At 48.1% G+C, this 15,748-nt stretch carries 13 protein-coding genes and 1 tRNA gene; 12 read left to right on the top strand and 2 right to left on the bottom strand.

The genetic code is table 11. From position 1 onward, the window contains the following. The first annotated feature begins 93 nt into the window (after positions 1-93). The 3 genes from ASG81_RS03255 (at position 94) to rdgB (ending at position 2,820) form a co-directional block, all read left to right on the top strand. On the top strand, positions 94-1,146 hold the full coding sequence (locus tag ASG81_RS03255) for a GerMN domain-containing protein (protein ID WP_056629161.1): 1,053 nt from the start codon (positions 94-96) through the stop codon (positions 1,144-1,146). A 269-nt stretch (positions 1,147-1,415) separates the two neighbouring features. Next, positions 1,416-2,153, top strand: coding sequence for a ribonuclease PH (rph, locus tag ASG81_RS03250; protein ID WP_056629159.1), 738 nt, complete (start codon positions 1,416-1,418; stop codon positions 2,151-2,153). Positions 2,154-2,157: 4 nt separating this feature from the next. After that, positions 2,158-2,820: an RdgB/HAM1 family non-canonical purine NTP pyrophosphatase gene (gene rdgB / locus ASG81_RS03245; RefSeq protein ID WP_056629157.1), complete on the top strand. Its 663-nt coding sequence runs from the start codon at positions 2,158-2,160 to the stop codon at positions 2,818-2,820. 70 nt (positions 2,821-2,890) lie between these two features. Here rdgB and asnB read toward each other — a convergent pair whose 3' ends face one another. Continuing rightward, the gene (gene asnB, locus ASG81_RS03240) at positions 2,891-4,735 is read right to left on the bottom strand and encodes an asparagine synthase (glutamine-hydrolyzing) (RefSeq protein ID WP_056629155.1); all 1,845 of its coding nucleotides are present in this window, start codon (positions 4,733-4,735) and stop codon (positions 2,891-2,893) included. A gap of 98 nt (positions 4,736-4,833) precedes the next feature. On the opposite strand from asnB, the gene ASG81_RS03235 reads away from it, so the two are divergent. From ASG81_RS03235 to ASG81_RS03200, 8 genes are all read left to right on the top strand, one after another. Further along, positions 4,834-5,208 carry a hypothetical protein gene (locus ASG81_RS03235; protein ID WP_235548714.1) on the top strand — a complete coding sequence of 125 codons (375 nt, stop codon included), beginning with the start codon at positions 4,834-4,836 and terminating at the stop codon, positions 5,206-5,208. Between the two features lie 155 nt (positions 5,209-5,363). Then, entirely contained in the window at positions 5,364-7,106 is a 1,743-nt protein-coding gene (locus tag ASG81_RS03230) for a cache domain-containing sensor histidine kinase (protein ID WP_056629152.1), read from the top strand. Positions 7,107-7,124: 18 nt separating this feature from the next. Next, positions 7,125-8,738, top strand: coding sequence for a response regulator transcription factor (locus tag ASG81_RS03225; RefSeq protein ID WP_056629150.1), 1,614 nt, complete (start codon positions 7,125-7,127; stop codon positions 8,736-8,738). A 321-nt stretch (positions 8,739-9,059) separates the two neighbouring features. Then, the gene (locus tag ASG81_RS03220; RefSeq protein WP_056629363.1) at positions 9,060-9,992 is read left to right on the top strand and encodes an ABC transporter permease; all 933 of its coding nucleotides are present in this window, start codon (positions 9,060-9,062) and stop codon (positions 9,990-9,992) included. A gap of 18 nt (positions 9,993-10,010) precedes the next feature. Continuing rightward, complete coding sequence (locus ASG81_RS03215; protein WP_056629149.1) at positions 10,011-10,898, top strand: carbohydrate ABC transporter permease; 888 nt, start codon at positions 10,011-10,013, stop codon at positions 10,896-10,898. A gap of 64 nt (positions 10,899-10,962) precedes the next feature. Continuing rightward, positions 10,963-12,507, top strand: a complete 1,545-nt coding sequence (locus tag ASG81_RS03210; RefSeq protein WP_056629148.1) for an ABC transporter substrate-binding protein — start codon at positions 10,963-10,965, stop codon at positions 12,505-12,507. Between the two features lie 29 nt (positions 12,508-12,536). Then, complete coding sequence (locus ASG81_RS03205; RefSeq protein WP_056629146.1) at positions 12,537-13,637, top strand: Gfo/Idh/MocA family protein; 1,101 nt, start codon at positions 12,537-12,539, stop codon at positions 13,635-13,637. After that, a complete protein-coding gene (locus ASG81_RS03200) occupies positions 13,638-14,363 on the top strand; it encodes a ThuA domain-containing protein (protein ID WP_056629145.1) in 726 nt (241 codons plus the stop codon). It abuts the gene before it with no gap. Between the two features lie 160 nt (positions 14,364-14,523). Here the strand turns inward: ASG81_RS03200 and ASG81_RS03195 are convergent. Next, positions 14,524-14,600: transfer RNA gene (locus ASG81_RS03195), tRNA-Arg, on the bottom strand. A 239-nt stretch (positions 14,601-14,839) separates the two neighbouring features. On the opposite strand from ASG81_RS03195, the gene ASG81_RS03190 reads away from it, so the two are divergent. After that, positions 14,840-15,745 (top strand): hypothetical protein, encoded by a 906-nt coding sequence (locus ASG81_RS03190; RefSeq protein ID WP_235548713.1) that lies wholly within the window; start codon positions 14,840-14,842, stop codon positions 15,743-15,745. The last annotated feature ends 3 nt before the right edge of the window (positions 15,746-15,748 follow it).

Raw genomic sequence — 15,748 nt, 5'->3', positions numbered from 1 at the left:
GTCTAAAAAAGGGAAGGGCTCGTATACATAGTACTACAAATAAGGAGTTGTACAAAGCCGACAGGCAAAACTTGATTAGGGAGGAAAGGTAATATGATTCAAAAAAGATGGATTAGGGGTGCTGTGCTTACAGGTGTTTTGGTGCTGCCCATTATTACTGCAGGATGCGGCTTTTTCTCGCAAGAGACAAGCCAGTCAATAGACCCGCCGCAAGTAGAGGTTAAGGATGGAACGGAAGGAGCGGAAACCGGACAGGCCGCCGAGCTTGGCGAAGAATCGCAAATGACGGTTTATCTCGAAGACCGCAATGGCTACTTGGCTCCGATCTCTCTTCAGACCACGCTTGGCACAAACGAAACAGCAGCACAGAAGGCGCTTGAAATGATGGTGGAGAACGGCGCTTACGCGAATCAACTGCCGGAGGATTTCCGCGCTGTTATCCCGCAGGGCACTCAAATTAAATCTTACAAATACGATAAAGAACAGAAGCTTGCTACGGTTGAATTTTCCGAGCCCTTCAACGACTACAACGTGCAAGACGAGCGAACAATCGTAGAAGCAATCACATGGACACTCACGGCGATGCCTGGAATCGAAGGGGTAGAAATCTGGTGCGAAGGCGCCAAGCTGTCGGAAATGCCAGTCGACGGCTACCCGCTTGACGAAACGTTGACGCGGGCGATAGGCATTAATATCGAAGCGGCTGAAGGTGTGAATTATGCGGAGTCTACGCCGGTGACGCTTTACTTCTCCGCTCAAACCTTAAGCGACGAACAATATTATGTCCCGGTTACCCGTCTTGTAGCCCGTTCTTCATCTCCTGCACAAGCGGCACTCGAGCAGCTGATCTCCGGCCCGCTTAACAAAAAAGAGCTGACCAGCGTCATTTTGCCGGATGTTCAGGTGAAGAACGTCGTGCAGGACGGAGACGTCGTTACCGTAGATTTACAGGATGAGGCTTATCAGGAAGGCCAGAAGCTTCCGACCGAAATGCTGCAGGCGCTAGTCCTGTCCATTACAGAAAATACGGGTGCGGCAACCGTCCAAATCAAAGTGAACGGGGAAGCCAATATCGTAGATATGGCCAACAACTCTTACAGCGAGCCCGTAGGTAGACCGCATCACGTCAATGCCATAAAATCTTAATCATTAGCATGAAATGAATGAAGAGTCTGCTCAAAAGTGAAAGCTTTTGGGCAGACTCTTTTGTGTATGGATTGCGTCTTAGGCGGTAGGCAGGCTGCTCCTGTTATCAGCCTGCCAATTGGCGGCTGTTTTCTTTTTTTTGGGTGCGGCGGATGCAATTCGCAGGCTACTTTGTTAAAATAGGAAGGATTGTAGATGGGATCCATTTGTTTCATGGACGATAAACTGCATAACGAATAATACAACGCATCAATCAGGAGGAAATTAGCATGAGAAACGACGGTCGGCAACCGAACCAGCTTCGGCCGGTAACCATAACTACAGGTGTCAATAAATACGCAGAGGGCTCGGTTCTCATTGAGGTTGGAGATACGAAGGTCATTTGTACGGCAAGCGTCGAGGAGCGGGTTCCCCCGTTCATGAAGGGGCAGGGCAAGGGCTGGATTACAGCAGAATATGCGATGCTTCCGCGGGCAACGCATACACGTAACATTCGCGAAGCCGCGAAGGGGAAGCTGACCGGACGGACGATGGAAATTCAACGCCTGATAGGGCGCGCATTGCGCTCGGTCGTTGATTTGCAGGCGCTCGGCGAGAGGACCATAACGCTGGACTGCGATGTTATTCAAGCGGATGGCGGTACGCGTACGACGTCCATTACCGGCTCTTTCATCGCACTCTCTATTGCGGTCAATAAGCTTTCCCAGAAATCCCAGTTCACCAAATACCCGATTACTGATTTTCTGGCATCGGTAAGCGTAGGCGTCATTCAGGAGAAAGCATTGCTTGATCTGAACTATGAAGAGGATTCCAAGGCAAAGGTTGACATGAACGTCGTCATGACTGGCAGCGGCAAATTCGTTGAAGTACAGGGTACGGGCGAGGAAGCGCCATTTTCAAGGGAAGAGCTTAACCAATTGCTGGCACTGGGAGAAGAGGGCATCACGGAGCTGATCAGCAAGCAAAAGGATGCGCTGGGACCTTTGGCGGACCGCATTGGAGGTTAATGTCATGACGAGGCATTCTGTCTTATCTCATGAGGTTATTGTCGTTGCCACAAAAAATGCCGGTAAGGTGAAGGAGTTTGCGCACGCGCTCCAGAAGCTTGGTAAAACAACGGCAAGCCTGCTCGACTACCCGCAAATTCCGGACATCGTCGAAGACGGCGAGACGTTCGCGGCGAATGCGCGCATTAAAGCGAAGACGACTGCCGAAGCGCTGGGCGTTCCCGTGCTGGCGGATGATTCAGGATTGCGCGTCACTGCGCTGGGTGGAGAGCCGGGCGTTTATTCTGCGCGCTATGCGGGTGAAGGCGCGACTGACGGCGATAACAATGCGAAGCTGATCCGGGAGCTGAAGCTTATGCTCGCAAACAAGGAACAAGCGGATTTAGGGCAGCTTCCTGACGGCTCGCAATTGCTAAGCCATGCGCAATTCGTATGCGCGTTAGCGCTGTATGATCCGGTAACCGGCTTATTTGTCGAAGTGGAGGGTACCGTTGACGGGGTTATTACTGATGCGCCGCATGGTTCCGGCGGCTTTGGCTATGATCCGTTGTTTTGGCTGCCTGGCTTGAACCGCGGAATGGCCGAGCTGTCGAAGGAAGAGAAGCAGGAAATCAGTCATCGCGGGCAAGCGCTAAGACGGCTCCTTCCGCTGCTTGAGCAAGCCTAAATCGTTAAAAAACAGCCCCATCCACGGTCGGCCGATTGAAGCGGCGACTTGTAGATGGGGTTTTTTTCCATTATCCTATAACCACTTTATATTGCTTCAGCCACACATTCATCTGATATAAATAAGCGAATAGCTGCGGGCCGGACATAAGCTGGCCGAACCAGGGAATGTTCGATTTCGCGGAATCCGACTCCGCGAGCTCTCTTACTTTTTGGACATTGATAAGCGGAAGCAGCGGCGAGCCGGGATCATTCAGCACGTCAAGCAGCAGCCCTTTAACGGCGGCCAAGTAGTTCGGATTATGCGTTTTTGGGTATGGGCTCTTCTTTCGAGTCAGCACGTCATCAGGAAGCACGCCTCGCAGCGCTTTGCGCAGGATGCCTTTTTCCCGATCGCCTGCTGTCTTGATTTCCCAAGGGATGTTCCATACGTATTCCACCAGCCGATGATCGCAGAAGGGAACCCGAACCTCCAGGCCGGCTGCCATGCTCATTCGATCCTTGCGGTCAAGCAGCGTCGGCATGAAGCGGGTGATATTCAAATATGACATTTGACGCATTCTGCGAAGCTGCTCGGTTTCGCCATCCAGATGAGGGACCTCGGCTATCGCTTGCATGTACCGGTCTCCAATATAATCAAGCGGCTTAATCCATGCGGCTACGTCGGGGGCAAGCAGGTCGGCACGCATGGCCGAGGCGAGCGACCATGGGAATGTATTCGCACCCAGCGCATCTTCACGATGAAACCAAGGATAGCCGCCGAAAATTTCGTCGGCCGCCTCGCCGGATATCGCTACGGTAGCGTCCTTCTTAATTTCATGACAGAACAGCAGCAAAGAGGCATCGACATCGGCCATGCCGGGAAGATCGCGGGCGAAGGTGGCTGCTTCTAAAGCGCATACCAGCTCAGGCGTATCGAATTGTATCGGATGATGGACCGTACCCAGATGCGTCGTCATTCTCTCGATCCAAGGAGCATCGCTATTAGGCTGAAACGCATGCGCCTTAAAATGTTTGTCGTTATCGGTGTAGTCTACGGAATAAGTGTGGACATTTCCTTGCCCGTTGTCATTGTAATAATTAACGGCAAGCGTCGTCAGCGCGCTGGAATCGAGTCCGCCGGACAGGAGGGTGCACACGGGCACATCGGAAACGAGCTGACGCTCAACCGTATCCTTGAGCAGCTCGCGCACTTGCTCTGCGGTTGCTTCGATATCCTGCTCATGCGGGCTGCTCTTAAGCTGCCAGTACGTTGTAGTCTTTAAACCAGCGTGATTGACAGTCATACATCGGCCAGGTCTGAGCTCGCTAATTTGTTTATATACACCATGGCCCGGAGTGCGGGCTGGACCAAGTATGAATATTTCCGCCAGTCCCTCCGCGCCGACCTCAGGCTTCACTGCCGGATGGGCCAATATACATTTTTGCTCCGAGCCAAAAATAAATAAACCGTCCTGCGTGCTGTAGAACAACGGTTTAACGCCGAGCCTGTCGCGTGCAAGGAACAGCTCCTGCTCGGCTACATCCCAAATGGCAAACGCAAATATTCCGTTAAAGCGTTCCACACACGACTTGCCCCACTCCATAAAAGCGACCAGCAGCACTTCTGTGTCGCAATTTGTCGCAAACGCTCTGCCTCTGCTTTCCAACTCCTTGCGGAGCTCCGGCGCATTATAAAGTTCCCCGTTATAGACAATGACATATTTGTCTTCGCCGGTATGGCGGATCATCGGCTGTGCGCCGTTCTCCGGGTCAATGACGGATAAACGCCGGTGGCCTAAAGCGCAATGCGCTGATATCCACGTGCCGGAAGCGTCGGGACCGCGCGGTGCAAGAGTGTCGGTCATCTTCTCTAAGCTTTCACTTTGCTTAGTCAGATCACGGTTCCAGTCGATCCAGCCGGTAATTCCACACATCGATCTCATTCCTCTCTTTTGCTGGTCTCAAAGTAGCGATAATATCAGTTATATGCGGAAAAAGGGATAAAATGTCTGTCCGAAGGGGGATGCTAGTGGTGGCTGTAAAAGTTAAGGAAGCAGGAAGGAGCACGCGATTAATGGTTGAAAAAGATGATGGCGGCGGGGAGCGCAAGACTTATTACGTATCGGTTCAGGCGGGACAAATATTAGAGGACCCACAAGCAGCTGCATATGAGCTTGAGATAATAGTGAATGAGGAAGAGCATATAAAGCTTAGGGAGCTGTTTGATGAGCTGTCCAGCATGGATGAGGCGGAAATGTATCATTTTACCAGCCACCCGTACGGTTCTGCTAGCGACAGCGAAATGAGTGGCGGCTATGACGAGCTGATTCAACGAATTTACGAGCAGCTGCATAAGTTTGGCACGGAGACGACAAAACGGCATATCGAATCAATGCAGCTGCTGTAACGGCCGTTAATGGACTTGCAGGACGAGAGGATGCGTCAGTAGTGAAAGGCTGCTGAGCATCCTTTTTATGTACAGTCAATTCTATTAAAATGATATAGAATGGAATAAGGAAAAGTCCTTTCACCCCATACCTCAATGAAAAGGAAAGACTGCATATGAAAAATAAAGCGTCATTGCGGTTTAGATTAATAGTCGGCTTTTTGGCGGTTACGGTACCTTTGTTTTGTTTGCTGATTTATATCAATTATTATGCGATGGACGTCGTTCGCAATCAGGTAGGCCAATCGACGAAAAATATGCTTTCCATGTATATGAATGAAATTGACCGGACACTTGAGGATGGCGAAAACTATATTTACAATTATATTGCGAAAAATTCGGATTTGACGACATACGCAACGTCTGAGCCCGGCAGCGCTAACTATTTTTTTGCTAAAGTGCGGACTCAAAATCAGATGGTTGCGGATATGAGCAGCTTCGAGCATGTGAATATGATCTTTGTATATTCGCCGGATAATGACGAGCTTCTTAGTACCGTATATAGAGGCGGAGACGTTACCGATTACGAGGATGCGAGCTCAGCATTGCGCGATTTCCTCACCCGGCAAGATGATGCTTCGCTTGCGGAGAAAAAGTGGAAAGTCATACAGTATAGCGGACAATCGGCGATTGTTCGGTTTGTGAAGACCGATTATGGCCAAGTGATGGGCATTTGGATTGATATGAATCGTTTGATGGTTCCTTTTCTTTATTTGGACATCGGGGAAAGCGGACAAGCGATGTTCGTATCGGAAAACGGAACGATTTTGACAGATACATCGATTGGAGAAATGGTACGAGGCAATAAGCTTATGCTGCCTTCTGTAAATGAGCCGTACCGTGTGCTTGAGGGAGAGGCTGATTATATTATAGTCGCCACAAAATCGGAGTTTTCCGATGTTTACTTATCCGTGCTTGTACCCGAATCGCAGCTGCTGCAGCAGCTCCCATACTTTCAGCGTCTTATTTATCTCATACCTTTAGTTGGAGCAGCCGTGCTCTCCATTTATTTATTGTTTCTGCGAAATACGCTATTGAAGCCAATGAGCGATTTGATAAAAGGGATGAGACAAATAAAAAGGGGAGAGCTCAAAGCGCGGCTGGGCAATGAGAAATCAAAGGAATTTTCGATTATAAACGATACGTTTAACGATATGGCGGCTGAAATTCAGGATCTGAAAATTAACGTATATGAGGAGAAAATCCGAACCCAAAAGGCCGAATTAAAACATTTGCAAGCGCAAATAAACCCGCATTTTTTACTAAACGCGATTAATATCATATACAATTTGGCAGAGCTGAACAAAAACGACTTAATTAAACGAATGTCCATGCATATCTCAAAATATTTCCGGTTCGTGACGCGTACGAACGTGAGCTTTGTAAGCGTAGCCAATGAGCTGGAGCATATCGAAAGTTATTTGGAAATTCAGCGGCTGCGCTTTCCGAACTATTTAAAGTTTGAGCTGTCTGTGGAGCAGGGACTGGAGCAGGCGGCAATCCCGCCATTGCTTATACAGCCGTTCGTGGAAAATGCGATTAAGCATGGGTTTGAAATGAGTGATGAGCCCTTTAAAATTGAGGTCCATGTGAGATGGGGGATTTCGGAGACAGAAGAGAATCCCGCTTATGAAATTATCATTCTCGATAATGGAAGAGGAATATCGGAGGAGCAGATCGCCGAGCTGAACGATGTTCATTCCTTTCTTTATTCCGGTGAGGGCAATTTAGGCATATGGAATGTGCGTGAGCGGCTTAAGCTTCAATACGGTGCTGCCGCACAGATAGTCATAACCCCCGGCGAGCCCAAAGGGACCTGTATTAAATTAATGATTCCATTCCGGATTCATTCCGAGTGAAAGGAGCTGGGCTGAAATATGCATAAATTGTTAATAGTGGATGACGAATGGTTTGCTGTAGAGGGAATCAAGTCCGGCGTTGATTGGGGCAGCCTGGGATTCACAGACATTTACGAGGCGCATAATGCGGATCAGGCGAAAGCAAGACTTGCTCAAACAGAGGTTGATATCATCCTTTGCGATATTGAAATGCCAGGACAAAACGGGATCGAGCTGGCAGAGTGGGTGAGGAAGCAGTTTCCTTTCATTCCGATCATCTTTTTGACATGTCACGCTGATTTCGCCTATGCACAGCAAGCTATTCACCTTGGCAGCTTCGATTATTTGCTTAAGCCGGTTGATTTCGATGTATTAAAATTGACAGTGAATAAAGCACTGGACCAGCAGCTCGAAGTGAAAAGGGATAAGCGGCAAAATGAGATCTACATGAAGTACTATAAAATGTGGGAATCGAACAAAACGGTTCTCTATGAGCGATTTTGGCAGGATTTGATGTGGCAGCGGATCGTTCCTTTGCAGTCGCATATCGAACGGGCGCTAGCCATAAATGACATCCCTATTAAGTCCGATTATAAAGTGCTTCCGGTCTTAATCAGTATGGAGAAGTGGGAGAAGCCATTCAACACGCGGGATGAAGAAGTGATGGAGTATGCTTTGCGGAAAACGGCCGAAGAGCTATTGCTCCAAAACGATGCAGGTCAAGTTGTCCAGGACGGCAACGGTGTTATTTTTGCATTGCTCTTTGACGATGGAACGAAGGAGCAGACGCTTTCTTTTGACCGGATGAAGAAAAGATGCCAAGCTTATATCGAAGCATGCTCGACATACTTGTACAGCTCGATATCGTGCTACATCGGCGAGTGGTCTGTGCTTACCTCCGTATCGCAGTCTTACAACGCGCTGCTTCAAATGGAGAGGAACAATGTCACCGCCAGCAAGGCGGTAATGTTTTATAAGGAACAGGCTCCCTCCGCGAAAGAGGTTCATCTGCCTGCATTTTTTGAATGGGCAGAACTGCTGGAGCAAGCACAGTATGATCAGCTGCAAAAAATTTCTTCCGAAATGTTCGACAGGCTGGGAGCGGATGCAGGTATAAAGGGAGAGACGCTGACGATCATTTATCACGGACTTTTGCAGACCGTATTTTATGTGCTGCAGAAACGCGGTGTGCCTGCTCATGCGGTGCTCGGAAGCAGCGTGGATCTTGACCCGTCAACAGCTACAAAGTCGCTCGTTCAATTACGGGCATGGACGATGCGGATGATCCGGGAGGCATGCAATCATTTGTCCGATAAGAATAAAGAGTCGACGATTGTGGAGAAAGTAAAGCGATTTATTGATATTCATCTGTTCGATGAGATGTCCCGTGAAAGCTTGGCGGCAAGCGTCCACATTAACCCTGCCTATTTATCGAGACTGTTCCGCAAGGAATGCGGGATGAGTCTTTCTGATTATATGATCCAGGAGAAAATGAAAAAGGTTAACGAGCTGCTGCTGAACACGAGCGAGACCGTCAGTAACATAGCTAAAATGTTTCATTACACAAACTTTTCGCATTTCTCCAAGCTGTACCGTAAATATTACGGGCTAAATCCGCAGGAGTACCGTAAGCAATTTTCCAAAAACCAATAGCTGGCGTTTGAGCGTTCAAGTTACATGCCGAGCCCCTTTACGAAGAGTCATGTGCCCAGCACAGGCTCTTTTTTTTAAATATAAGAATGTATAAGTTTCACCCTTATTTCTGCTTATATTTCACCGCGAAACGAGCTTTTGCCGCCAGAGTCGGCGTCAGCCGTTTACGCTTGGCCCCGCAAGGAGGACTTCTGCCGTTTCCGCTTGAATGTCACAATCCGTATCGATCAAGTCATTTAAGAGGTAGGTCGAATGCTCAGAACAAGATATGATTGCTCTATAGTAAACAACGATTTGGAGCGATGCATATTGAAAGCCATAATGACGGGAAGCAGCAGGGCATCCTTCTGGAAGAAGCTTAGAAAGCATCACATTTTGCTGCTGATGACAGTGCCGGGCATCCTGTATTTTCTAATCAACAATTATTTGCCGATGTTCGGAATCATTATTGCGTTTAAAGATTTAAATTACGCGCTAGGCATACTTGGCAGCGATTGGGTCGGCTTTAAAAATTTTGAGTTTCTGTTTCGGACGGATAGGGCTTATCTGATTACGCGCAATACGGTGCTCTACAACGCATTATTTATTCTCATTAACGTTATACTAGGCGTCGGAGTTTCCATATTGCTGAACGAGCTGAAAAAAAAGCTAATGTCGCGGTTTTATCAAAGCATTATTCTGCTTCCCTATTTGCTTTCGGCAGTCATTGTCAGTTACCTTGCATTTAGTTTTCTGAGCGTGGAGTACGGATTTATTAACAAATTAATTCTTGAACCGCTAGGGATGAATGCCATTACCTGGTATAGCGAACCAAAGTATTGGCCTTATATTTTGACAATCGTAAATGTGTGGAAAAGCGTCGGATATTTCAGCATTATTTATTTGGCGGCCATCGTCGGTATAGACACCGAATATTACGAAGCCGCAACGCTGGACGGGGCAAGCAAATGGCAGCAGGTGCGTTCGATTACCGTTCCGCTTCTTATGCCTGTCATCATGATTTTGACGCTGCTGCAGGTGGGCAAAATTTTCAATGCGGATTTCGGGCTGTTTTATCAGGTTCCGATGAATTCGGGGGCACTAATTTCCACTACGGATGTGATTGACACCTATGTGTATCGTGCGTTATTGCAGATGGGAGACGTCGGGATGGCTTCAGCGGCCGGCTTGTATCAATCGGTGCTCGGATTTCTGGTCATCTTCGGCGTAAATTACATCGTCAGAAAAATAAACAGCGATCACGCGCTATTTTAGGCTAGGGGGAACAAGGCAATGACTTTACTAAAAAGGAGCCCGCAGTTTATCATCCATCTGTTTTTCGTTTTGTACGTCGCGGCGACGGTCTTTCCATTGCTTCTTATATTCATGGTATCCATTACGGAGGAAAAATCACTTCTGCGCAACGGTTACTCCTTCTTTCCTGAAATAATCGATTTTAGCGCATACGTTTACCTGTTCTACGATTCTTCGACTATCATAAATGCTTACGGGGTAACGATATTCGTGACGGTCATAGGTACGATTTGCGGACTGTTGCTCACGGCGCTCTTTGCTTACCCCATCTCGCGCAAAGATTTCCCGCTGCGGAAAGCACTGACCTTCTACGTATTTTTCACCATGCTCTTTAATGGGGGACTTGTGCCCTGGTATTTGGTTTATACGAATGTGCTGAATATCAATAATACGCTTCTGGCGTTAATTTTACCGAACCTTCTGATCGGGGGCTTCAACGTACTCATAATGAGAACGTTCTTCACAACGACGATTCCGCCGGAGGTCATTGAATCGGCTTCGATGGATGGAGCAGGCGAGCTGCGTATCTTTTTTCAAATCGTCCTGCGGCTGTCTCTGCCCGTTATGGCGACGATTGGTTTGTTTATGACACTTGCCTACTGGAATGACTGGTACAACAGCTTGATCTATATTAATGATATCGATATGTACAGTATCCAGTATTTATTGAACAAAACATTAACGGACATACAAGTCGTGCTGAATCAGACGACAGGCGCGCTTCAATCGCAATTGCTGGCGAGCGTTCCGACGGAAACGGTCAGGATGGCGATGGCGGTTGTCGGGCTTGGACCGATCGTGCTCGCGTATCCGTTCTTCCAACGATATATTGTGCAAGGGATGACGGTTGGTGCTGTGAAAGGCTAATGCTGGAGCAAACGGGCCAGTTTAGTATAGATGTTTTCATTAAACATATGGGAGGGGTATCACGATGAAACAAAGAAGAGGGTACTACGTTTGGCTGCTTATGGTGCTTGTTATTTCACTTATTGCGTCTGGCTGCGGCAATTCGAACACTCCTGATGTAAGCAGCAATCATAAGGGCGAAGCGGCAAACGCTAACAACGGCGAAACAGCAGAGAAGAAGCTTGATCCGTACAAAATGGTTCTTGTGCTTCCGGGCTCGCAGCCTAAAGATGAACAGCTCGTTTTGGATAAAGTGAATGTGATTTTGAAAGAGAAAATCAATGCAACGCTTGAAATCCGTTCGATCGATTGGAGTGCATGGGGGGATAAGACGAACCTTATGTTTACGTCCAACGAAGCGTTCGATCTCATCTTCTCGGCAGGCTGGAACGGCTTCTCGCAGCAGGTCGGCAAAGGTCAATTTCTGCCCTTGGACGATTTGGTGAAAAAGTATGGCGGAGCTTTCTTGGATACGATCAATCCGGAAATCGTCAACGCTGCCAAAGTGGACGGCAAATTGTACGGTATGGTCGCTAATAAGGAATTTGCGGCTGACAAAGGCTTGATTTTGCGAAAGGATCTGGTGGACAAATATAAGTTCGACCTGTCGAAAGTAAAAGAACTGGCGGATTTGGAGCCGCTGCTGAAAACCATTAAAGACAATGAACCGGGCGTCACGCCGTTTATCGTCAACGGAGGGGCTTCCCCGAACGCGGCCATTCTTGATTACGGTTATTACGATTTGCTGGGCGACGGTCCGGGAGAGCTTGTCCGCACTGGCGAAGGGCTGAAAGTCATTAGTAAAATCGAAGATCCGAAATATATGGAATACGCAAAGCTGATGCGTAAATGGTATTTGGCAGGCTATATCAATAAAGATGCGGCTACTCTGCAAGACGTCGGCAAAGCTTTAGGCTCGGGCAAAGCGTTTGCCCAAACCGGTTCGTTCAAGCCGGGCTCCAATCTGGAAAACTCCCGTTCGCAAGGGACAGAATTGGTAGAAATTCAGTTAATGTCGCCGTTTACGAGCACAACGGATGCAACCAGTGCCGTGCTTGCCATTTCGCGCACTTCAAAAAATCCGGAGCGGGCTATGATGTTCATAAATCTCTTGTTTACAGACAGCGATCTTATGAACCTGCTCATTAACGGGATTGAAGGCACGCATTACGTCAAAAAATCGGATAACATCATCGATTTTCCAGAAGGTGTAGATGGCGGCAATACGGGCTACCCGCCTTCTAGAAACTGGATGCTTGGCAATCTTCCATTGATTCATATTTGGGCGAACGAGGATCCGAACAAATGGCAATCGTATTTGGACTATAACGAGAGCGCCGAGAAATCCCGCGCATTAGGATTTACATTTAATGCTGAGCCTGTCAAAACGGAGATTGCGGCAACCAGCAACGTGGAGAAAGAATACAAAAACGTCATTGTAACAGGTTCTGTCGATCCTGAAGAGCATATTCCCGTATTCGTTGAGAAAATGAAAGCGGCAGGGATGGATAAAATTATTGCGGAGAAGCAAAGACAGCTGGACATTTGGGCTAAAGCAAATAACAAATAGCAATTATACCGGAAATGGAGAGAAATCATATGAAAGAAATAAGAGTTGGCATGATCGGAATGGGCGGCATGGCTAATTCGCATATGGAAAACATGTCCCGTTTGGAAGGGGTGCGCATTACCGCTCTGTGCGATTCGGCAAGTGAGGCTGTAAACCGGGCCGGCGACAAATTAGGCATCCCGGCAGCGCGCAGATTCGAGCAATATTCGGATTTGATCGCTTGCGATGAGGTGGATGCTGTACTATCCATTACGCCGAATAATGTTCATTTCGGGATAGTGAAATGCTGTTTGCAGCAGGGCAAAGCCATTATGACGGAGAAGCCTTTCACCCGCACATACGAAGAAGCCTGCGAGCTGAATCAGCTATATCTAGCTAATCCGATTCCATCAATGGTCGGCTTCTCCTATCGCTATGTGCCTTCCTTCCGCTATGCGCGTGATTTGATTAAGCAAGGAAAGCTGGGACAGATCAGGCATGTTTTCGTCCAATATTTACAGTCATGGGGAGTTCCGGTATACGATACCCCGATGAATTGGCGCTATCGCAGCGAAATTACGGGCACCGGCGCACTCGCCGATCTCGGCTCTCATATGGTCGATGTGGCCCGGTTTATGATTGGTGAATTTGATGAAGTGTCGGCACATATGAAGACATTTATTACGAACCGGCGCGACCCCGCTGCAGGTGCAGAGGGTACGGTAGATGTAGATGATTTCACCGGTTTTCTGGCGACGCTTGATTCACAGGTAACTGGGGTGTTCCAAACGTCAAGAAATGCATACGGTTCAGGAAATCAGCTTGAATTGACGATTTACGGCGAGCTGGGAACGATATTGGTAGGCTGTGAGCGGGGGAATGAATTAATATGGATTCACCCCAATGAGGAACATCAAGCCTCCGTTGTGACGGAAGTGCAAAAAGTGCCGTCCAAATACGAGCTCACCCAAATGCAGGATTTCTTCGATATGGTACGCGGCCATGTACGTGAGGAGCTGCCTACAATTGTAGACGGCTATGCCAATCAAGAAGTGCTTGAAGCTATTTATCAGGCTGCAATAAACAAACGGACAGTATCCTTGGAGCAATTCCGGTCCAATCATCTCGCAGCAGCAGGAGGAGAAAGATAGATGAAAACTCGCGTTACCGTATGGAATGAATATCGTCATGAACGGACGAATGAAAAAGCAAAGGCCATCTATCCGGAAGGCATTCATACCGTAATCGCACGTTCCTTGGCGGACTACGGCTGCGATACGAAAGGCGCAACGCTGGATGAACCGCAGCATGGGCTTGAGCAGACATTAAACAATACGGATGTATTGATCTGGTGGGGGCATATGGCGCATGACGAGGTGGATGACCGAATTGTTGAGAAGGTGCATGAACGCGTTTTGCAGGGCATGGGACTTATCGTTCTTCATTCCGGTCATTATTCGAAAATATTTAAAAAGCTCATGGGTACCAGCTGCGCATTGAAATGGCGGGAGGCGGACGAGAAGGAGCGGCTTTGGGTCGTGAACCCGGCTCATCCGATCGCTGCCGGGATCGGTGAATATATCGAGCTTGAACAGGAAGAGATGTACGGCGAGCATTTTGATATTCCGACTCCCGATGAGCTCGTATTCGTCAGTTGGTTTGAAGGCGGAGAAGTGTTCCGAAGCGGCTGCACCTACTTTAGAGGGCAAGGAAAGGTGTTCTATTTCAGGCCAGGCCACGAAACCTATCCAACCTATCACAATGCGGATGTGATGCGGGTCATTGCCAACGCTGTGCAATGGTGCGGGGCAGCAGGGGGCGCGAAGCCCAATTACGGGCATATCCCCGTTCCGATGGAAGCGATTGTAAGCCGGTAATGCAAAAAGGGCCGTCTCAGGTCAATGACCTGAGACGGCCCTTTTAAGGCGTAGATAGAGCCGTGTATCGTTATCTTAACTAGACGAAAAAACCTCCTTCGAAAGTAAAAATTTGAAGGAGGTTTACTTATTTATGTATAGCTTTGTTTATAAAAATAAATGGCGTCCCGGAAGAGATTCGAACTCCCGACCGACGCCTTAGAAGGGCGTTGCTCTATCCAGCTGAGCTACCGGGACACAAGAAATAATATAACACAAGATATTGTGCTATTGCAAGTGCATTTTAAATTTTTTAGTCTATTTAATCTAAAATATGGTTTATGGGTTGTTGGTATACTACATTTGTTTTTTCTTTTGTTTGTACATGGTATAATTGGACGCAAGATTGAATGAATGATCAAACGGCGTGACCATAAGGCGGTGTTATCATTACAACTCCCAACGACACACAAGGCGACAACAAGGATAACGTTTATTTGTTCCCTAGCATGCTGGACCATTATCAGGTACAGTTAACCCGTATGCTAGAAGCGGAGCAATATGGGGAGGCCAAGGAATTGCTGCGCTTTTTGCTGCAATGCCAGGGCGAGGATGCGCGCCATTATGAAGAGTGGGACAGTCTTCTGACATGGCTCGACATGGCCTTTCCCGAAGACGGAAATCGTGATGAAGGTACGGGATTTCTTATAGCCAAGCATGAGGAGGAAGACGACGAGGCGACATTGCGCGAGCAGCTTCTAAATCCTCCCGATCAGGATGAGGCTTATGTGAATCAAGTGCTCTACATCATGCAAAATCATCCCATGATCGATCAGCAAATACTTGCCCTTGAACGCGCTGTTTATATCCAATCTCCTGATATGAATGATTCCATCAAGAAATGGCTGGTAACTAGTCAGGTACACCCTGTCGTTCAGTTTAAGGCGCTCCAATGCTTGCGCAAGCGAGGCGCCACCGGACCGCTGGCTCTGGAGAGATTGGGGGAGACTGTAGAGCTCATTTTGGAAGCTACGCCTCTTTCAATGGATGATTTCCCTTCGCAGGTTAACCGGATTTTAGAGCGGACGGAGCAGGCTGCTGAGGTTGATGATCCAACATTGCCGCATTTTGCCAGAGAGTTATGGAAGGAAAGTTTGCAGTTCTTGTATGGTACGGCAGCTTATCATTGGATGCTGAGGGAAGACGAGGATACGGTTGATTACTTTGCGGCTGCACTACATTTGACGCTGCTCCTAACCGTTTACGGCTCGGCGAACGATGACGATATTCGTGATACATACGGCATTACCGAAGGACTAAGATTCCGTTATGAGCAAGCGTGCAAGGCATTAAGACAGGTTGCTGTACTGCAGCAATCACGGGAAGACGAACCAGAGTCTTGATAA

It is taken from the genome of Paenibacillus sp. Soil522, from assembly GCF_001428245.1.
Lineage (GTDB): Bacteria > Bacillota > Bacilli > Paenibacillales > Paenibacillaceae > Pristimantibacillus.
This window is presented reverse-complemented; position numbering and strand designations above follow the sequence as displayed.